At 67.3% G+C, this 18863-nt stretch carries 15 protein-coding genes; 6 read left to right on the top strand and 9 right to left on the bottom strand.

All coding sequences use genetic code 11. The features are described from left to right. Window positions 1–14 precede the first annotated feature (14 nt). Together FHR94_RS04345 and FHR94_RS04340 are read left to right on the top strand one after the other, a co-directional pair. Entirely contained in the window at window positions 15–1754 is a 1740-nt protein-coding gene (locus FHR94_RS04345; protein WP_183324392.1) for an isocitrate/isopropylmalate family dehydrogenase, read from the top strand. A gap of 134 nt (window positions 1755–1888) precedes the next feature. Further along, window positions 1889–2947 (top strand): GGDEF domain-containing protein, encoded by a 1059-nt coding sequence (locus FHR94_RS04340; RefSeq protein WP_183324391.1) that lies wholly within the window; start codon window positions 1889–1891, stop codon window positions 2945–2947. Between the two features lie 40 nt (window positions 2948–2987). On the opposite strand, the gene lgt is transcribed toward FHR94_RS04340, so the two are convergent. From lgt to FHR94_RS04325, 3 genes are read right to left on the bottom strand one after another with little or no spacing between them, the layout of a single operon-like run. After that, a complete protein-coding gene (gene lgt / locus FHR94_RS04335; protein WP_183324390.1) occupies window positions 2988–3794 on the bottom strand; it encodes a prolipoprotein diacylglyceryl transferase in 807 nt (268 codons plus the stop codon). A gap of 25 nt (window positions 3795–3819) precedes the next feature. Continuing rightward, window positions 3820–4614: a TSUP family transporter gene (locus FHR94_RS04330; RefSeq protein ID WP_183324389.1), complete on the bottom strand. Its 795-nt coding sequence runs from the start codon at window positions 4612–4614 to the stop codon at window positions 3820–3822. Beyond that, window positions 4611–5759, bottom strand: coding sequence for a response regulator (locus tag FHR94_RS04325; RefSeq protein ID WP_183324388.1), 1149 nt, complete (start codon window positions 5757–5759; stop codon window positions 4611–4613). The genes FHR94_RS04330 and FHR94_RS04325 overlap by 4 nt, the downstream gene beginning before the upstream one ends. 108 nt (window positions 5760–5867) lie before the next feature. On the opposite strand from FHR94_RS04325, the gene FHR94_RS04320 reads away from it, so the two are divergent. After that, entirely contained in the window at window positions 5868–6632 is a 765-nt protein-coding gene (locus tag FHR94_RS04320) for an NRDE family protein (protein WP_183324479.1), read from the top strand. A gap of 108 nt (window positions 6633–6740) precedes the next feature. Here the strand turns inward: FHR94_RS04320 and ptsP are convergent, their stop codons facing one another. Then, entirely contained in the window at window positions 6741–9002 is a 2262-nt protein-coding gene (gene ptsP / locus FHR94_RS04315; protein WP_183324478.1) for a phosphoenolpyruvate--protein phosphotransferase, read from the bottom strand. Between the two features lie 67 nt (window positions 9003–9069). Then, a complete protein-coding gene (locus tag FHR94_RS04310) occupies window positions 9070–9561 on the bottom strand; it encodes an RNA pyrophosphohydrolase (RefSeq protein WP_183324387.1) in 492 nt (163 codons plus the stop codon). 164 nt (window positions 9562–9725) lie between these two features. Between FHR94_RS04310 and FHR94_RS04305 the strand changes: the two genes are divergently transcribed. Beyond that, window positions 9726–10382, top strand: a complete 657-nt coding sequence (locus FHR94_RS04305) for a histidinol-phosphatase (RefSeq protein WP_183324386.1) — start codon at window positions 9726–9728, stop codon at window positions 10380–10382. Window positions 10383–10548: 166 nt separating this feature from the next. Here the strand turns inward: FHR94_RS04305 and FHR94_RS04300 are convergent, their stop codons facing one another. Then, window positions 10549–11526 carry a malate dehydrogenase gene (locus FHR94_RS04300; RefSeq protein ID WP_183324385.1) on the bottom strand — a complete coding sequence of 326 codons (978 nt, stop codon included), beginning with the start codon at window positions 11524–11526 and terminating at the stop codon, window positions 10549–10551. A 250-nt stretch (window positions 11527–11776) separates the two neighbouring features. Between FHR94_RS04300 and FHR94_RS04295 the strand changes: the two genes are divergently transcribed. Both FHR94_RS04295 and FHR94_RS04290 read left to right on the top strand, forming a co-directional pair. Beyond that, entirely contained in the window at window positions 11777–12895 is a 1119-nt protein-coding gene (locus FHR94_RS04295) for an efflux RND transporter periplasmic adaptor subunit (protein WP_183324384.1), read from the top strand. A gap of 1 nt (window position 12896) precedes the next feature. After that, the gene (locus FHR94_RS04290) at window positions 12897–15959 is read left to right on the top strand and encodes an efflux RND transporter permease subunit (RefSeq protein ID WP_183324383.1); all 3063 of its coding nucleotides are present in this window, start codon (window positions 12897–12899) and stop codon (window positions 15957–15959) included. Window positions 15960–16085: 126 nt separating this feature from the next. On the opposite strand, the gene rsd is transcribed toward FHR94_RS04290, so the two are convergent. The 3 genes from rsd to gshA all read right to left on the bottom strand — a co-directional run bounded on the left by rsd (window position 16086) and on the right by gshA (window position 18845). Next, entirely contained in the window at window positions 16086–16586 is a 501-nt protein-coding gene (gene rsd, locus FHR94_RS04285; protein ID WP_183324382.1) for a sigma D regulator, read from the bottom strand. Between the two features lie 79 nt (window positions 16587–16665). Then, entirely contained in the window at window positions 16666–17217 is a 552-nt protein-coding gene (locus tag FHR94_RS04280) for a disulfide bond formation protein B (RefSeq protein ID WP_183324381.1), read from the bottom strand. Further along, window positions 17214–18845 carry a glutamate--cysteine ligase gene (gshA, locus tag FHR94_RS04275; RefSeq protein WP_343064629.1) on the bottom strand — a complete coding sequence of 544 codons (1632 nt, stop codon included), beginning with the start codon at window positions 18843–18845 and terminating at the stop codon, window positions 17214–17216. Before gshA ends, FHR94_RS04280 begins: the two co-directional genes overlap by 4 nt. Between the last annotated feature and the right edge of the window lie 18 nt (window positions 18846–18863).

The raw sequence follows: 18863 nt of genomic DNA, 5'->3' as shown, positions 1-18863 counted from the left end.
ACACGGGAAAAACGATGAGCAGCAAGATCAACGTGGCAGCTCCCCTGGTCATCCTGCATGGCGACGAGATGGCCCAGGTGGCCTTCGAGCGGATCCTCGATACCTTCGTGACCACCCGGCTGGACGTGCCGCTGGTAGAGATCGACCTCTCGGCGGAAAATCGCCTGGTCACCAATGGCCAGGTGGTGCTCGAGGCCATCGAGGCACTCAAGCAGCACGGCGTGGGCGTGAAGAATGCCGGCATGACGGTCAACCGCACCCAACTGGGCGAGCTGCTGGCCAAGCATCCGGAGCTGGATGGCGCTCGCCTTCATCCACTGGCCACCAAGTCGCCCAACGGCGCGATCCGCAAAGGCATCGGCGGCAACATCACCCGCGAGGACATCCAGTTCCGCAACCTGCAATTCAACAAGCCGGAGTGGATCGGCCGCGACATCGAGGTCGAGACCATGGCAACCGGCGGCAGCAAGGACAGCTACAACGAGCTCTCCCGCGCTACCGGCATCGTCAGGCTGATGTTCGTCGGCGCCAGCGGCGACCCGGTGGAGCTGCACCGCCGCGAGGTCAACAAGGGCGCCCCCTGGCTGCTCGCCACCAACGACCTCGACGCTATCAAGGCCTGGGCGCACCGCTTCTTCCAGCGCGCCATCGACGAGCAGCGCGACATCTACCTGGGCCTCAAGGACACCGTGATCGCCGGCTACGACGGCGTGATGCGCGCCGCCATCGAGGGGATCTACGAGCAGGAGTACAAGGCCCGGGTCGAGGCGCTGGGACTCGCCTACCACTACGAGCTGATCGACGCCCAGGCCGCGCGTATCGTCGCCAACCCGCCGGAGCGGGCGCTGTGGGGGGTGCCGGACAATACCACCGGCCGCAAGCTCTACAAGCTGGTGGAGCAGCTCAAGGTATACGGCATCCCCAGCCGCAAGGCGCAGGTGTCGATCTCGCGCATGAGTGCCGGCGGCGGCGATCAGTACGGCAGCTACAACGCCCCCGCCGCGGAGGATGGCATCCTCAAGGTGATCGTCGACGGCGACGAGAAGCACGCCCGCCACGTCAAGAAGGGCGATCCCATCCTGCTGATGTCCAATGATCGCGAGGCGATCAAGGACTGGGTGACCCAGGTATTCCGCGATGCCTCGCGCAAGCAGAAGGAGGTCTACTTCGGCCTCAAGCGCGAGTACATGGACTACGACGAGGTGTTCAGCGAGGTCATCACCAGCGTGCGTCGCGAACTGGCCCAAGGCGGCACCCCGCCCCCCTCGTTCATGATCATGCGGCCCTCCAGCCAGCTCATCAAGATGATCACCGACCCGCCCCGCAACGCCCTCTACCCGGCCCAGAACCTGGACGGCGACATCTTCTCGGACATCTCCGCGGCGCTGGGCGGCAGCCTGGCCACTGCCAGTTCGATCATCGAGAGCAAGAGCGGCACCATGCTCTTCGAGGCCCCTCACGGTACCGCCCACGACCTCTACCTTAAGTACCTGGAGAGCGACGGCGAGGAGGCCCACTTCAACTCCTCGGCGCTGATCTTCGCCGTGGCCAACGCCTTGGAAACCCTCGGCGAGCGCGAGGATAATGCGGCCCTCGTCGACTATGCCGGCCGTCTCAAGACCGCGCTGATCGACACCGTCGCCGACGGTATCATCACCGGCGACCTCAAGGGCAAGACCACCGACCCCGCCGCGGAGACCCTGGTGGATATGCAAGGCTTCCTCGACGCCGTGGCCACGCGTCTCGCGGCTTGACGCCGACGAGGCCCTGGCTGGGTAGCGAAAACGGGCCTTGCCCAGTCACGATCGCCGGGGCAAGCCCGGCGGTTGCCAGCCCGACGGCCTGGGTTTCGTGGTCGAGGCAGCTGAATCAACAAGGAGATAGGCCGATGCCAGGCCAAGATGACCCATTGCCACCCTTGGTATGGGACCCTCAGCGGGTACAGATCCGGGGGTTTACCACTGGTCTGTATCAGATCGAGTGGCTGCTCGTCATGCTGGTCACGTTCTATCTCGTGGCCTTGGGCTCTCCGGGTGAAGGGGAAGGCGGCATGCTGCTGGCCCTTGTCGCGTATTTCGGCTTCAGTCTGATGGCTAGCCAACTGCGCTTCTTCGGGGACCGGCAGCGCTGGCTGTTAGCCATCCATACCTGGGTCATGATCAGCTTCATCACCTGGTTTCTCTACAGCACCCAAGGCGTGACCGGGCCTCTGGCGAGTCTGTATCTGCTGGCCGTGGTGACCAGTGCCTTGACACTGGGAGTCCAGGCGACCTTGCTCGAGGTGGCGGCGATTGCCGCCTGCTACCTGCTGCTGTTTCAGCTCGGCGACGCCAAGCTCATGACGCCTGCCAACCTGGCGCTGGTCGGCAGCAACCTTACCGTGTTCCTGATCGTCGGTTATTTGATCTCGGCATTGGTTCATGCCATTCAGGTATCCAATCGTCTACTGCTGGCGATGGCCAGCCAGGATCCCCTGACCGGCCTGTTCAACCGGCGCGCCTTCGATGACCTGGCGCGACCTATCCACGCCATGGCGCAGCGCTCGCAACGTCCCTATAGCATGATTGTCATCGACATGGATGGCTTGAAAACCATCAATGATGGTCTGGGGCATGATGCAGGGGATCGAGCCCTCGTTGACCTGGCGCAGCGGCTGAGGGACTGCGCGCGCAGCAGCGACTTGGTGGCGCGCTATGGTGGTGATGAGTTCGTGCTGCTGTTGCCCGACACCGATGCGGACGGCGCCAGGAGCATGATGCAGCGACTGCTCGTCTCCGTGCGGGAGAGTGACCTCTGTTTCAGCATCGGCGTGGCGTCCTACCCGGAACATGGCGACCGGTTGGAGCAGCTGTTCTCGCATGCCGATCGTGCCATGTACAGGAGCAAGGCATCAGGCGGCAGTCGCGTCTCGGTCCAGGACCAGGCTCAGCCCGAGGAGCACGAGTGATGGTCGACAACCGGGCCCGGGTCAAGCGCCTGGAGGCTTCTCACTCCCTCCCCCTCGTGACCAGCTTGGCATCCACCGGCTGGCGGCGCGACCAGGCGACGAGTGCCAGTCCCGCGGCGATCATCGGCAGGGTCAGCAGCATGCCCATGGTCACCCAGCTGAAGGCGATGAAGCCGATATGGGCATCCGGCAACCGCACAAACTCCACCGCGAAGCGAAACAGGCCGTAGAGCGCGAGGAAGAGTCCCGAGACCAGGCCGCGGCGGCACGGCGTAGCCGAGACCCACCACAGCACGGCGAAGAGCACCGCGCCCTCGAGCAGCGCCTCGTAGAGTGACGATGGGTGACGCGGCGCGGGCCCCATGCCGGGGAACGGCATGCCCCAAGGCAGGTCGGTGACGCGTCCCGGCAGCTCATGATTGATGAAGTTACCGATGCGTCCTGCCCCCAGGCCGATGGGCACCAACGGCGCAACGAAGTCGGTCAGGGTGAAGAAGGCCAGGCCCTTCTTGCGCGCGAACCACAGGGAGGCGAGCAGTACCCCCACCAGGCCGCCATGGAAGCTCATGCCACCGTCCCAGATCCGCAGGATCCACAGTGGGTCGTCGAGCCACTGGCCCAGGCCGTAGAAGAGGGCATAGCCCAGGCGCCCCCCCACCACCACGCCGATGGCGGCATAGAAGAGCAGGTCCCCCACGTCATCCTTGGTCAGCCCGATGCGCTCGGCACGGCGCTGGCCCAGGAACCAGGCGGCGACGAAGCCAACGACATACATCAGCCCGTACCAGTGGACCTGGAAGGGACCGAGGGAGATGGCCACGGGGTCGATGTCAGGATAAGTCAGCATGGAAAGCCCTTGAGTGGGTAAAGGATCAGAGCAGGAACTTGAGGCCCACGGCCGTGAGCAGGGCGGCGAAGGACAGCCGCAGCACTCGAGCCGGCAGGCGGTGGGCCAGGAAGACGCCGAGACGGGCACAGGGTACGCTGGCCAGCACGATACCGAAGAAGGCAGGCAGCATCACAAAGCCCAGCGCCCCTGTCGGCAGCAACGGGTGGCCCCACCCCACCACCATGAAGGTGACAGCGCCGAACAGGGCGATCGGGAGGCCACAGGCCGAGGAGGTACCGATGGCCACGGGCATGGGGGCCGCACAGCGAGTCAACCAGGGCACGCTCAGGGTGCCGCCACCGATGCCGAACAGCGCCGAGACGGCACCGATCACCACGCCCGCCAGCCCCATCGCCAGACGGCCGGGCTGCAGGCTGCCGGCCCGGGGACCGCGCCCCAGGGCCATCTTCGCCGCCACCAGCAGCACGAAGATCCCGAACAGGGTGCCCAACCGCCCGCCGGCCAGGCTGCCGGCCACGAAGACCCCGGCAATGGCCCCGAGGATCAGCCCGGGCAGCATCGCCAGAAACCATCTCGGCCGGATACTGCCCCGCCGGTGGTGTCCCCATGCCGAGGAGGCCCCAGTGACGACGATGGTGGCCAGCGAGGTACCCACCGCCAGATGCATGGCCACCTCCGGAGACACGCCCTGCAGGTCGAAGACCACGATCAACGCCGGCACGATGATCAGGCCACCGCCTACGCCATAGAGGCCAGCCAGGGTCCCGGCCGCGGCGCCCAGCACCAGGTAACCGATCAGCAGGCTGAGCATGCTCACCTCGCCTCCTCATGCAGCGCCGGTAGCCAGCGCTGCACGATCCCGATCAGATCCCGGGGACAGTAGGGCTTGGCCAGGCAGTCATCCATGCCGGCCTCCCGGAAACGCCATCGATCCGCCTCGCTAGCGCTAGCGGTCAGCGCCACCAGCACGCTGCGTGGGGAGCGCGCGAGTTCGGCCTCCCGGGCGCGCCAGCGGCGGCAGGTCTGCAAGCCGTCCGGCGCCGGCATGAAGATGTCCATGAGCACCAGATCGAAGGCCTCACGCTCCAGCCAGGCCAGGGCCTCGGTGCCGCTGGTCGCCGTGACCACCGAGAGGCCCTGGCGTTCGAGTACCTGCTGGGCCAGCATCAGGTTGACCGGACCATCATCGACGATCAGCAGTCGGCGGCGGCCACTGGACGGAGCCGGTGGCCGGCTATCGGGGAAGTCGCTGAGGTGTGCCAGCAGCGCGGTGGCCTCGGCCAACCGTGTCCGCAGGTGCTGGAGATCGGCCTGGTCATCGGCGCTGCCACACTGGCGGAACCGCTCGCTGTCGAGCAATCGGGCCAAGGAGCCCATCAGCGGCGCCATGGTCTGCTGCAGGTGGGCCAGGTAATTCGACTTGAGGCGGGACGCTTCCCGAGCACGCGCCTGCCCCGTCTCAAGACGCTCGAAGCATTGTTGCAGGGACGTCAGGTCATCGGCCAGTCGACGTGTCCCCACCTTGCCCGCCTCCAGATCCTCCCGCCACTGCGCGATTAGGGCCTCGAGGCCGCCCACCAGCCCCTCCAGGCGTTCGCGGAGCGGCTGCCAGGCGCCGTCACCGCCCACCGGCGAGGGTAGGCCGGCAGAGGGGAGCGGCCCCTGACGCGCCAGGAAGGCCTCGACGCGCCACAGCCCCTCGTTGACGTCGGACTCGACGCCGCGCAGCCGCTGCTTCAGCAGCATCAAAAAGACCGTTACATTGAGGCTGCTGCCGGCCAGCAGCACCAGCAGCAGCCAGAACGTGGTGCTCCAGGAGACAGGGGCAGGCATCAGTGACCACAGGGTCAACCCGATGGCCAGGCAGAACAGGACCAGCAGCGCCTGTGCCAGCAGCACGGGCCACAGGATGGGGCGGATCAGGCGTGTCCAGAGGCGATCCCTGCATGTCTCGACGCGCATCGTCTTCCCTGTCACCGAGCCAAGAATGGACAGGGAGTGTACGCTGACCGTCGCTTGCTGTCATGGCAGCCCTTCCCCGGTTCGGACGAGAGCGCTAAGCTGACCGCCATGTGCCTGATTGCCTTCGACCATCGCCCCGGCGGCGCCTGCCCGCTGCGCCTGGTGGCCAACCGTGACGAGTTCCATGGCCGCCCTGCCGCCCCCCTGGCGGCCTGGGAGGATGCCCCCGACATCATCGGTGGGCGCGACCTGGCCGCCGGGGGCACCTGGCTGGCGGTGCACCGCCGGGGACGCTTCGCAGCGGTAACCAATGTCCGCGACCCGCGCCTCGAGGTACCGGATGAGGCCCCGAGCCGCGGCGCCTTGGTGCGCGCCGCCCTGGAATGCGAGACGCTAAGCCGCTGGCTCGCGGAACTGGCCGACGGCGAGGCGCGGCGCTATGCCGGTTTCAACCTGCTGGCCGGCGACGGCGAGCACCTCTGGCACCTGCATCGCGGCAACGATGGCATCCGCCTGCAGGCGGTCCCGCCGGGGCGGCACGGCCTATCGAATGCCAGCCTCGATACCCCCTGGCCCAAGCTGGTCGCCGCCCGCCAGGCCCTGAGCCCCGCCGCCCGCTGGCCCCAACAGGCCCTGGCGGCAATGGCAGATCCGCGCCCGGCCGATGACGCGCAGCTCCCCGATACCGGGGTGGGCCTCGACCTGGAACGTCGACTGTCGGCGGCCTTCATCCTCGGTCAGGAGTACGGCACTCGCGCGATGAGCTGGCTGACCTGGCATGCCGATGGCCGGGTCGAGATCGGCGAGCGACGCTTCGGGCCGGAGGGCGTGCCGTGGGGAGAAAGGCGGAAAAATCTAGACGTTAGAGGTTAGACGTAAGACGACATCTTGCCTCCCCAGCCTGAGACAAGGGGGTTCTTCAGGCTTCCAGGCGCGAAGCACCGCTCTTCCAGCTTCAAGCTTAAGCCCGGCGAAGCCGGGCTAGCCCCGCGGCGGCAACAGGTGAGCCAGCTGCCACTCCTCGAGGCGCTGCGCCAGATGCTGGCGTACCTCGACGGGCGACTCCAGGGCCAGGGTTTCCTCCACCAGCGCCCGGGCGTCGCTTCTCGGCACCCGCCGGATGGCCGCACGCACCCGCGGCAGGCTGGGGGCATTCATCGACAGGGCATTGAAGCCCATGCCCATGAGCAGCAGGGCCCCAGCCGGATCGCCGGCCAGTTCACCACACACCGAGGTCGGCATCGCCAGCGCCTCGGTCTCCGCGGCGAGTCGGGACATCGCCGAGATCACCGCGGGATGACAGGAATCATACAGGTCGGCCACCCGCGGGTTGTTGCGGTCCACCGCCAGCAGGTACTGGGTGAGGTCGTTGCTGCCGACCGAGAAGAAGTCGACCCGGCGGGACAGAGCCCCGAGCTGGTAGAGGGTGGCCGGCACCTCCAGCATCACCCCCACACGGGGGCGACCCACCTGGACCCCCTCCTCGCCGAGCTCGACGATCGCCCGGTCCAGCAGCTTGAGGGTGTCATCGACCTCGTCGACGTTGGTAATCATCGGCAGCAGCACCTGCAGGTTGTCGAGCCCCTGGGAGGCCCGCAACATGGCGCGAAGCTGCACCATCAGCACCTCGGGATGGTCGAGGGTGACGCGGATACCCCGCCAGCCGAGGAAGGGATTGGCCTCCTCGATGGGGAAATAGGGCAGGTCCTTGTCGCCGCCGATGTCCAGGGTACGCATCACCACCGGCAGGGGCGCGAAACTCTCCAGTTGATCGCGGTAAAGGCGGGTCTGCTCCTGTTCGCCGGGAAACCGCTCGGCGATCATGAACGGCACCTCGGTGCGGTAGAGCCCGACCCCACCGATCCGCGACTTGAGCGACGCCACGGCGTCCACCGCTAGCCCGGTGTTGACCATCAGCGGTACGTCGTGGCCGTCGGGGGTACGGCTGGGAAGGTCCTGCTCATGCTCCAACACCTCGGCCAGCGCCCGCTCCTCGTCGATCAGGTTCTGGTAATGGCTCTCCAGCTCCGCGACAGGCCGCACGAAGAGGCGTCCCCGATGGCCATCCAGCACCACCCGTGTTCCTGACAGGCGCGGCAGGGGCAGGTCGACCATGCCCAGCACCGTGGGAATGCCCATGGCCCGGGCGATGATCGCCACGTGGGAGTTGCTGGAGCCGCGCACCGAGACCAGACCGGCGAGCTTGTCGCGGGGGACCTCGCCGAGCATCGCCACGCTGATCTCGTCGCCCACCAGAATAGTACTGTCAGGATAGACCTGCGGCGTCTGCGCGGTCTCTTCCTGCAGGTGGGCCAGCACCCGGCGCCCCAGGTCACGCACGTCGGCTGCCCGCTCGCTCAAGTAGTCGTCGTCGACCCGCTCGAGGTACTGGACATGGCGGCGCACCACGTCGGCCAGCGCCCCCGGGGCCCACTGCCCCTCCTTGATCCGCTTCACGACCTCCTGGGACAGCGCCGCTTCGCCCAGCATCTGCTGGTAGACCTCGAACAGGGCCAGCTCCTGGGCAGAGATGCGGTTAGCCAGGCGTTCGCCAGCCGAGCGAATCTCCTCGCGCACCCGGCCGATGGCCTCCTTGAGCCGGGTGATCTCGTAGTCGGTATCGGTGGGCACCAGGTCGGGCACGCTGTCGAGGTCGGCCGGTGGCGCGATGACCACCGCCTCACCGATGGCCATGCCCGGCGAGGCGGCCACCCCGCTGAAGACCGCCTGACCACCCGGCAGACTGGGACAGGAAAGATTGCCGGTCGCCAGCGCATGGGCCAGCACCCCCGCCAGCTGGGCGGCCATAGTGACCAGAAAGGCCTCGTCGGCCTCGTCGTAGCGCCGCTTCGCGGACTGCTGCACGACCAGCACGCCGAGCATGCGACGCTGATGGATGATCGGCACGCCGAGGAAGCTGAAGTAACGTTCCTCACCGGTCGCCTCGAAATAGCGGAAATGCGGGTGCGACCGGGCATCCTCGAGGTTCAGGGGTTCCTCACGCTGGGCCACCAGGCCGACCAGCCCCTCGCCCACCGGCAGTCTGACCTGCTTGACCGCCTGGGCCCGCAGGCCGATGGTCTCCATCAGCACCAGCTGCTCGAGTTCATGGTCGTAGAGGTAGAAGGAGCACACGTCGGTATGCATGGCCTTGCGAATGCGGCGCACCATGGTCGACAAGGCCGCGTCCAGGGTACGCGCCCCGTTGACCTCCTGGATGATGCGCCGCAACACCTCAAGCATCGGCATCCTGCTGTCCATTGTTGTCTTCTCTATGCCTCGCGGAGGACGTCGGCACCATCGGCCGCCATCAGCCCTGGCCCAGCGCCAGCCGCTGCGCCCGGGGCGACAGCTCGCGCAGGGCACGGCGATAGACCTCCCGCTTGAAGGGCACGACCTGCCCGAGCGGATACCAATAACTGACCCACCGCCAGCCGTCGAATTCCGGCTTGCCGGATACATCCATGCTGATCCGACTTTCCTGGCAGCGGATTCTCAGCAGGAACCACTTCTGCTTCTGACCGATGCAGACCGGTCGTGAATGGGTGCGCACCATGCGTCTCGGCAGGCGATAGCGCAGCCACCCTCGGGTGCAGCCAAGGATCTCGACGTCATCGGCGGTCAGGCCGATCTCCTCGTGCAACTCGCGAAACAGTGCCTGTTGCGGTGTCTCGTTCGCCTTGATGCCTCCCTGGGGAAACTGCCATGCATTCTGCCCAACCCGACGCGCCCAGAGCAGCTGCCCCAGGTCGTTGGCAATGATGATGCCAACATTGGGGCGAAAGCCGTCAGCGTCGATCACGAACTTCACCTTATCAGAACCGTATTGGGGCCATTCTTCCACAAGCCCGTGAAGGGCATCAATACGACGAAGCGACCGCGACGCCGGGAACGCTCGAAGCCCCCGACCGCTTCTGCCATAATTGCGGGCTTTGCGTCCGACACGTCACAACCAGAGGGGGCATCGTGAGCCTGGCCATCTTCGACCTGGACAATACCCTGCTGTCGATCGACAGCGACCATGCCTGGGGCGAGTTCCTGCTTGAGCAGGGCGCCGTGGACCCCGAGGCCTACAAGGAAGCCAATGACCGCTTCCTGGCCGACTACGAGGCCGGCACCCTGGACATCCACGCCTTCCTGGAAGTGGCGCTGAAGCCACTGACGGAACACTCCCCCGAGCAGTTGGCTGCCTGGCACCAGCAGTTCATGGCCAGCAAGATCGAGCCACACATCCTGCCCAAGGGCGAGGAACTGGTGGCCCGCCACCGCAGCCGCGGCGACACCCTGCTGATCGTCACCGCCACCAATCGTTTCATCACCGGCCCCATCGCCGAGCGCCTCGGCGTGGACGAGCTGATTGCCGTGGAGCCCGAACGGCTCGGCGAGCGCTATACCGGCCGGGTCAGCGGCACGCCCAGCTACCGGGAAGGCAAGGTCAAACGCCTGGAAGCCTGGCTCGCCGACCGGGACCTGACCCTCGATGACAGCTGGTGCTACAGCGATTCCCATAACGACCTGCCGCTGCTCGAGCGGGTCGACCATCCGGTGGCGGTGGACCCCGACCCCACGCTGCGCAAGGAGGCCGAACGTCGCGGCTGGAAGATCATCAGTCTGCGGGATTAGCGCCGAGCGCCGCAGGATGATATCTGACGCCTGGTAGGCATCAACAAGAACCCCCGCAGGAGCCGTATCCAGCGGGGGTTCTTGTTCTCAACCTCAGCACTAGCCGCCCGTCAGCGAGCGGCTGGGCGCTCGGCGCTTGTAGCTTGGCGCTTCGCCCGAAGGGCGATCAGCCCAGCAGATGCTCCACGGCGGCGCGCTCCTCGCGCAGTTCGTCCTCGGTGGCCTGCATCTTCTGCCGGCTGAAGTCGTCGATCTCCAGGCCCTGGACGATCTCGTAGTCACCGTTCTTACAGATCACAGGGTAGGAATACATGATGCCTTTCTCTACGCCATAGCTGCCATCGGCGGGAATCCCCATGCTGACGATCTTGCCATCGGTGCCCAGCGCCCAGTCCCGCATGTGGTCGATCGCCGCAGACGCCGCAGACGCCGCGGAGGAGGCGCCACGGGCCTTGATGATGGCGGCGCCGCGCTGCTGCACGGTGGGAATGAAGTCGTTCTCGTACCAGTCACGCTCGACCAGGTCGAAGGCCGGGGTGCCTGCCACCTTGCAATGGGCCAGATCGGGATACTGGGTGGCACTGTGGTTGCCCCACACGATCATGGACTCGACGTCGGTCACGTGCTTACCGGTCTTCTGGGCCAGCTGAGTCTTGGCCCGGTTGTGGTCCAGGCGCATCATCGCGGTGAACTGGCCCGCATCCAGGTCCGGTGCGTTGCAGGACGCGATCAGGGCGTTGGTGTTGGCCGGATTGCCCACCACCAGCACCCTGACATCACGGCTGGCGTGGTCGTTGAGGGCCTTGCCTTGTGCGGAGAAGATCGCCGCATTGGCTTCCAGCAGGTCCTTGCGCTCCATGCCCGGGCCACGCGGACGGGCTCCGACCAGCAGCGCGTAGTCAGCCTCCTTGAAGGCGACGTTGGCATCGTCGGTGGCGACGATGTCCTGCACCAGCGGGAAGGCACAATCGTTGAGCTCCATCACCACGCCGTTCAGGGCGTCCATGGCCGGGGAAATCTCCAGCAGCTGCAGGATGACCGGCTGGTCCTTGCCCAGCATGTCACCGGAGGCGATGCGGAAGGCCAGGGAATAGCTGATCTGGCCGGCGGCGCCGGTAATGGCAATACGGACGGGGTCTTTCATGATGGCTCCTTGGGTTGTCAACGCGCGGGTTGTCGCCGTGAGGATGGGCCGGGCCGGCATGCCGGCCGCCCTGACCTGCATGCAAACCGCCACGATGTTATGCCTGCACTGCACAAAACTCAATTCGACCTGAGGCTAGGCGCTGACGCATCGGCGACACCCTGGCGCCCGCTGCGCTATGCTGGCCGCCTGTCGACATAGGCCGCCAGAGCCCGCTCTCGAACGTCGTGCCGCACCAAGGAAGGTTCGAATGTCTCGTCGTCTCCCCCCGCTTTCCGTCCTGTTCGCCATCGGGCTGGCCTGCCTGCTGCTGGTCTGGCTGGCGCTCGGTGACATCGAGGGGTTTCGCGATACCCCGCCCGAGGGGCACGCGGCCGAGCCACCGGCACTAACCCGGGTCGAGGTGGCGGAACGCCAGGCACTGTCCCACTCGCCGCGGCTGGTGCTGCAGGGCCAGCTCGAGGCCCACCGCGAGGTGGAGCTGCGTGCCCGACAGGCGGGCCGGGTGGCGGCGTTGCCGGTTGCCCTTGGCAAGCGGGTCACCCGGGGCGAGACACTGCTGGTCCTGGCCCGCGAGGAGCTCCCCGCCCGGCTCGAGCAGGCCGAGGCCGAACTGGCCCTGGCGCGGGGCGAGCTGGCCGGCGCCGAGGAGCTGCGCCGTCGCGAGCTGATCTCCAACCCCGAGTACCTGCGCCTTAAGAGCGGCGTCAGCCAGGCCCTGGCCGAGGTCGCCACCCTGCTCCGCCAACTGGACGACACCCTCCCCGAGGCCCCCTTCGACGGGGTGCTGGACCGCCTCGACGTGGAGGTCGGCGACCTGATCCAGGTCGGCGAGACTTGGGGACGACTGGTCGATGACTCACGGCTCACGGCCCTCGCTGCGGCACCCCAGCGGGATGCCCTGTCGCTGGCTCCCGGCCTGCCCGTCGAGATCCGGCTGCTCGACGGCACCCGCCTTGCCGGCGAGCTGAGCCACGTGGCCAGCCGCGCCGACGACAGCACCCGCAGCTTCCCCGTCGAGGCGACGGTGGCCAATCCCGAAGGGCGCCGCCTGGCCGGTGCCAGCGCCACGCTGGTCATTCGTCTGCCTGAGCGACACGTGCATCGGCTCTCCCCGGCCCTGCTAGAGCTCGATGACGACGGCCGGCTGGCGGTCAAGCACCTGGACGACAACGACCGGGTACGCCTTACCCCGGTCGAGCTGGTCAGCGCCGATGCCAATGCCGCCCGGGTGGCCGGGCTGCCCGAGCGGGTCCGGCTGATCACCCTGGGGGGCGGCTTCGTCGATGCCGGCGAGCGGGTGGAGGCCGTCCCCGTCGAAGCGACCACCCTCCAGTCCGCCCCGGACGCTTCCCGGGAAGCGCGCTGACATGCGTACGCTGATCGAGGCGGCGCTGGATCGCTCGCGAACCACCCTGCTGCTGCTGGTCGCGCTGCTGCTGGCGGGGCTGGGCGCCTGGCAGGCGATCCCCAAGGAGGCCAACCCCGACGTCACCATCCCCATCATCTATGTCTCGATGTCGCTGGAAGGCGTCAGCCCCGAGGACGGCGAGCGTCTGCTGGTGCGCCCCATGGAGCAGGAACTGCGCAGCATCGAGGGACTGCGCAAGATGACCGCCCAGGCAAGCGAGAGCCATGCCGCCGTCACCCTGGAATTCGATGCCGGCTTCGACCCCGACCAGGCGCTGAGCGACGTGCGCGAGAAGGTCGACATCGCCCGCGCCGAGCTGCCCGCCGAGGCCGAGGAGCCACGCGTTACGGAGGTTAACGTGGCACTCTTCCCGGTGCTCTCCATCGGCCTGGCCGGGCCGCTGGAGGAGCGCCAGCGGCTGGCCGTGGCCCGCCGCCTGCAGCAGGAGATCGAGGGCATCCCGGAGGTGCTCGAGGTGGACATCGGCGGCGACCGCGAGGAGCTGCTGGAGATCGTCGTCGACCCCCTGGTGCTCGACAGCTACGGGGTTGACTTTACCACCCTGTTCAACCTGGTCAGCCGCAACAACCGCCTAGTGGCAGCGGGCAGCCTGGACACCGGGACCGGACGCCAGGCGCTCAAGGTACCGGGGATCATCGAGCGCCTCGAGGACGTCATGGCGATGCCGGTAAAGATCGACGGCGACCGGGTGGTGACCTTCGGCGACGTGGCCTGGATCCACCCCACCTTCAAGGACCCCGAGGGCTTCGCTCGCATCGACGGCCAGCCGGCCCTGGTGCTAGAGATCTCCAAGCGGGCCGGCGCCAACATCATCGCCACCGTGGCCCAGGTGCAGGAGCTGCTCGACGAGGCGGCCGACCTGATGCCCGACAAGCTCGAGGTCACCACCATCCTCGACCAGTCCGAGACCGTGCGCGATATCCTCTCGGAGCTGCTCAACAATGTGGTCACCGCGGTGGTGCTGGTGCTGGTGCTGATTCTGGCCGCCATGGGCATGCGCTCGGCGCTGATGGTGGGCCTGACCATCCCCGGGGCCTTCCTCACCGGGATCCTGCTGATCTGGGCCCTCGGCTACACCCTCAACATCGTGGTGATGTTCGCGCTGATCCTGGTCGCCGGCATGCTGGTGGACGGCGCCATCGTGGTCAGCGAGCTGGCTGACCGCCACCTGCGTCAGGGACGGCCGCCCCGGGAGGCCTGGATCCAGGCCGCCACGCGCATGAGCTGGCCGGTGATCGCCTCCACCGCCACCACCCTGGCGGTCTTCGTGCCGCTGCTGTTCTGGCCCGGCGTGGTGGGCCAGTTCATGAAGTACCTGCCCATCACGGTGATCCTCTGCCTGCTCGCCTCGCTGGCCATGGCGCTGGTGTTCTTGCCCACCCTGGGCGGCGTGTTCGGTGTGCGCCGCGGTACCACCACCCGCGACACCGAGCTGGTCACCGCCGGCGGGCAACTCTACCGGGCCTGGCTGGCTCGCCTGCTGACCCGGCCGGGGCTCACCCTGCTGGTGGCCCTGCTGCTGATGGCGCTGATCTACACCGCCTACGCCCGCTTCAACCACGGCGTCGAGTTCTTCCCCAGCGTCGAGCCCGACACCGCCCAGGTGCTGGTGCGCTCGCGGGGCGATTTCTCCGCCGCGGAGACCGATGCCGTGGTGCGACGGGTCGAGGCGCGGCTCGCTGGCATGAGCGAGGTAGAGGCGCTCTATGCGCGCTCCTTCGCCGTGCCTGACCAGCAGCTCGGCGGGGACGTGGTGGGGGTGCTGCAGTTCCAGCTGATCGACTGGCACCAGCGCCGCCCGGCCCGCGCGATCCTGGCCGAGATGGCCGAGCGCACCCGCGACCTGCCGGGTATCCAGCTGGAATTCCGCGAGCAGGAGATGGGGCCAGCCGGCGGCAAGCCCATCGTGCTGGAGGTCAGCGCCGAGGACCCCGCCCTGGCCGACCAGGTCGTCACCGCACTGCGCCGGACCATGGGCGAGCTGGGCGGATTCCGTGACATCGAGGACAACCGCAGTCTGCCGGGCGTGGAGTGGCGGGTGAAGGTAGACCGCGAGGCCGCCGCCCGCTTCGGCACCGACGTGGCCAGCGTAGGCAGTGCCGTGCAGCTGATCACCACCGGGCTGCAGGTGGCGAGCTACCGCCCTGCCGGCGTCAACGACGAGGTGGATATCCGGGTACGCCTGCCCCAGGGAGCCCGCTCGCTGGACCAACTGGGCCGCCTGAGCATCAATACTAACCGCGGACAGGTGCCGATATCGCACTTCGTCTCGCTGGAACCCGCCCCCAAGGTGGGCACCTTGCACCGTATCGACGGGCGCCGGGCCATCACCCTGGAGGCCGATGTCACCGTCGAACACCGCCACGACGAGCGCCTGACGGCCCTGATAGCGGCGATGGAGGCGCCTTCCGAAGGGGTGGTGGTCAATGTGGCCGGTGAGCAGGAGGACCAGCAGGAGGCGATGCAGTTCCTGGCCACGGCCTTCCTGGTGGCGATCGGCCTGATGACACTGATCCTGGTCACCCAGTTCAACAGCCTCTACCAGGCGGCCTTGGTGTTGTCCGCCATCGTTTTCTCCACCGCCGGCGTGCTGCTCGGCCTGCTCGCCAATGCCCAGCCCTTCGGCATCGTCATGGTGGGCATGGGCATCATCGCCCTGGCGGGCATCGTGGTGAACAACAACATCGTGCTGATCGACACCTACAACCAGCTGCGCGGCGAGGGGCTCCCTCCCGGGGAGGCGGCACTCGAGGCCGGCGGCCTGCGTCTGCGCCCGGTACTGCTCACCGCCGTGACCACGGTGCTGGGCCTCGCCCCCATGGTGCTGGGCATCAACGTCGACCTGATCACCCCGAGCTTAGGGCTGGGCGCGCCTTCGACCCAGTGGTGGACCCAACTCTCCAGCGCCATCGCCGGCGGCCTAACCTTCGCCACCGGCCTGACCCTGCTGCTCACGCCCTGCATGCTGGTGCTCGGCGCGCGGCTCGACCACCGGCTCTAGGCAGCGCCGTCGTGCCTCGCCTCATGCGGATACTGCGCCCACGACGAAACCGCCCCATCAGGAAGCGGGTCCGATGGGACGGATCATGACAAGGCGGCTCGTCCTGGTGTCGAGCGGGCGGCGCGCTCAGGCCCGGGTGTTGGCCTTGGCGCGAGCAGTATCCGGAGCATGGGCGGCATGCAGGCGGGCGATGAGCTGATCCTCCAGCGCGAAGCGCTCGGCGAGGCCCTTAGTAAGGCGGTCGAGCCAGGCGGGAAGACGCCGCAGGTAGTGCTGACAACGCGCAGGACTCTCATAGTCGTGATCGAAGGAAAGTACCAGCTCGGTGGACATCTCGAGCCGTTCGAGCAGGCGGGCGGCCAGGGTCAGGGCCTCGTGATCCTCGAAGGCTAAAGCCTCCTCGCGCAGCTGGGGATAGACCTCGAAATGCCCGGCGCTGATATAATCCATCAGCCGCTCGCTGAAGGCATCGACCTGCGCCTTGGTGACCGCCTCGAGCTCGGCGTCGCAAGCTTCCTTGAGCACCTCGAAGCTGGCCAGCAGTGCGTGTCGCTCGTCCAGCCAACGGTCGATCAACTCATGGACACCTCCCCAGCGTTCCTGGGCAGTCTTGCAGTCTTCCAGCATAGGGTCGCCTCCTGCTTCCGAGGGATCGCTGTCGATCCCGAGCCGCGAGACACCAGACTCTCCCCTGGCGTGGTCGCTGTCAATCCCGTTCCGGCACCCCCTGCCAGCGATAGCCGACACGACGACGGCAGGCCAGCAGCAGCAGGCCCAGCGGCGCGAGCGAGAGCACCAAAAAACCGATCAACGTCCAGCCGGGCAACGAGATCCCCAGCCACAGGAAGCTGATTTCGGCGCACTCGCCGGAGCCGGACAGCACCCGGGAGACGACCTGCTGGAGCGGCAGGATCTCCATCATGTAGTCGAGCCCCGGGCCGCAGCTGGGGACCCGCTCCGGCGGCAGCGACTGCAGCCACAGGTGACGTCCCGCCAGGGCGATGCCGCCAAGCACGGCACCAAGCGAGAGCAGGCCGTAGACGACCGCCCCGACGCGACGGCGCGGATCATGGATCGCCGCCACCAGGAAGACCGCCGCCGCGGCGAGCACCGCCATGCGCTGGAAGATGCACAGCGGGCAAGGCTCAAGGCCGACGCCATGCTCGAGAAACAGAGCCACGGCCATCATCAGCCCGCAGAAAGCGAGTCCCGCCAGGCTCCAATGGCGCACGCGCCAGGTATCAAGCGCCAGGATCATGCCTGATCTCCGGTGTCGATAGGGGTCAGCGCCCGGGACTCCCGTGCCCGGGCAAAGTAACCGGCCAGGAACTCGTCGAAGAGGACGCTGTCGCCCTGCTCGATGTCACGCTGCTGCTGATGCGAGGTCGCCACCAGTTCGTCGAGCAGCGCCTCACGGGCAGGATCCAGGGGCTCGGCACGCCGCTGGCGGGCCTGCTCGCTGGCCACCTCGGTCATGGCCTCGACGAACTCCTGCCCGGTCCCCTGAAGATGCGCCAGCAGGCGCCCCGAGGGCGTCAGGGCGGGGTCGTCGAGGCGCGGTGCCAACGCATCCAGGGCCTCGGCATGAGGGGTCCCCTCCTCGGCCAGGTCGAGCAGCGCGGCGACCTCGCCAAGCTCAGCGAAGATCGCATGGCCCCAGTCGGCGATGGAGCGCCGCGCCCCGTCGTGGACCAGACGCAGCGCAGGGTCGCGGCCCCGCTCCACCACTCGGCGGCGATTGTCGTCCAGCCGGTCGCACTCCTCGTCGGGAATCCAGGGACTCTCGGCGAGCAGGCACCAGATCAGGAAGGTATCCAGGAAGCGAACCTGAGTCTCGTCGATGCCCAGGGGCAGGAAGGGATCGAGATCGAGGCAACGCACCTCGATGTACTCTACGCCGCGCGCCTCCAGGGCCTGGCTGGGCGTCTCGTCGTGGCGGGTGACCCGCTTGGGGCGAATATCGCTGTAGTACTCGTTCTCGATCTGCAGGATGTTGGCGTTGAGCTGGCGCCACTCGCCGTCCTCCCTGACGCCCTTGGCCGCGTAATTCGGCCAGGGCGTGGAGATGGCGTGACGCAGGGTGTTGACGTAGTTGGAGAGCGAGTTGAAACAGATCTTCAGCTGTGCTTGAACCTTGTTCTGGTAGCCCAGGTCAGACATCCGCAGGCTGGTGGCATAGGGCGAGACCAGGGTGGCGTCGCCGTGGGGGATGAGCCCCTTTGGCACGTCACCGCGAGGCAGGAAGCTGCGATCCAGCGCCGGCGAGGCGCCGAACAGGTAAAGCAGCAGCCAGCTGTAGCGCCGAAAGTTGCGAATCAGGCCGAAATAGCGGGCCGAGCGGTAGTCATTCAGGGATGTATCGGCCTCGTCGTCGAGCTCCCGCAGCAGCGCCCAGAGGTCATCGGGCAGCGAGACATTGTAGTGTACCCCGGCGATGGCCTGCATGATCCGCCCGTAGCGCACATCCAGCCCACGGCGATAGACGGTCTTCATGGTGCCCACGTTGGAATCGCCATAATCGGCGATGGACACGCTGTCGTTGCCGTCGAGGCGCCCCGGCATGCTGGCCGGCCAGATCAGCTCGTCACCCAGGCGGCGGTAGCTGAAACGATGCAGGTCGGCGAGAAAGCCCAGCGCCTCGCCAGGGCGGCTATAGACCGGGGTGATGTACTCCAGCAGCGCCTCGCTGTAATCGGTGGTGATATGCGGATGGGTCAACTTCGACCCCAGGGCGGCAGGGTGTGGCGTCCGGGCGATGCGTCCCCGGGCATCGACACGCAGGCCTTCCTTCTCGATACCGCGGCGCAGGCGGCCGCCCCGGCCTTGGCGTGCCGCCTCCTTGAGTCGTTCGATGAGGCTGGTAAGGGATTGGGACAAGGTGAACACCCCATGTCGTGGAAGCGG

Origin of the sequence: Halomonas cerina, assembly GCF_014192215.1 — a bacterium.
Taxonomy (GTDB): domain Bacteria; phylum Pseudomonadota; class Gammaproteobacteria; order Pseudomonadales; family Halomonadaceae; genus Halomonas; species Halomonas cerina.
Note: the sequence above shows the minus strand (reverse complement) of the source record. Positions and strands in the feature narration are given on the sequence as shown.

Bases quoted from the DNA above. Each gene is read 5' to 3' on its own strand.
- FHR94_RS04295 (WP_183324384.1), top strand. From the start codon at position 11,777: ATGTCTCGTCGTCTCCCCCCGCTTTCCGTCCTGTTCGCCATCGGGCTG.
- FHR94_RS04325 (WP_183324388.1), bottom strand. From the start codon at position 5,759: ATGCGCGTCGAGACATGCAGGGATCGCCTCTGGACACGCCTGATCCGC.
- FHR94_RS04340 (WP_183324391.1), top strand. From the start codon at position 1,889: ATGCCAGGCCAAGATGACCCATTGCCACCCTTGGTATGGGACCCTCAG.
- FHR94_RS04300 (WP_183324385.1), bottom strand. From the start codon at position 11,526: ATGAAAGACCCCGTCCGTATTGCCATTACCGGCGCCGCCGGCCAGATC.
- rsd (WP_183324382.1), bottom strand. From the start codon at position 16,586: ATGCTGGAAGACTGCAAGACTGCCCAGGAACGCTGGGGAGGTGTCCAT.
- FHR94_RS04280 (WP_183324381.1), bottom strand. From the start codon at position 17,217: ATGATCCTGGCGCTTGATACCTGGCGCGTGCGCCATTGGAGCCTGGCG.
- lgt (WP_183324390.1), bottom strand. From the start codon at position 3,794: ATGCTGACTTATCCTGACATCGACCCCGTGGCCATCTCCCTCGGTCCC.
- FHR94_RS04290 (WP_183324383.1), top strand. From the start codon at position 12,897: ATGCGTACGCTGATCGAGGCGGCGCTGGATCGCTCGCGAACCACCCTG.
- ptsP (WP_183324478.1), bottom strand. From the start codon at position 9,002: ATGCTTGAGGTGTTGCGGCGCATCATCCAGGAGGTCAACGGGGCGCGT.
- FHR94_RS04320 (WP_183324479.1), top strand. From the start codon at position 5,868: ATGTGCCTGATTGCCTTCGACCATCGCCCCGGCGGCGCCTGCCCGCTG.
- FHR94_RS04345 (WP_183324392.1), top strand. From the start codon at position 15: ATGAGCAGCAAGATCAACGTGGCAGCTCCCCTGGTCATCCTGCATGGC.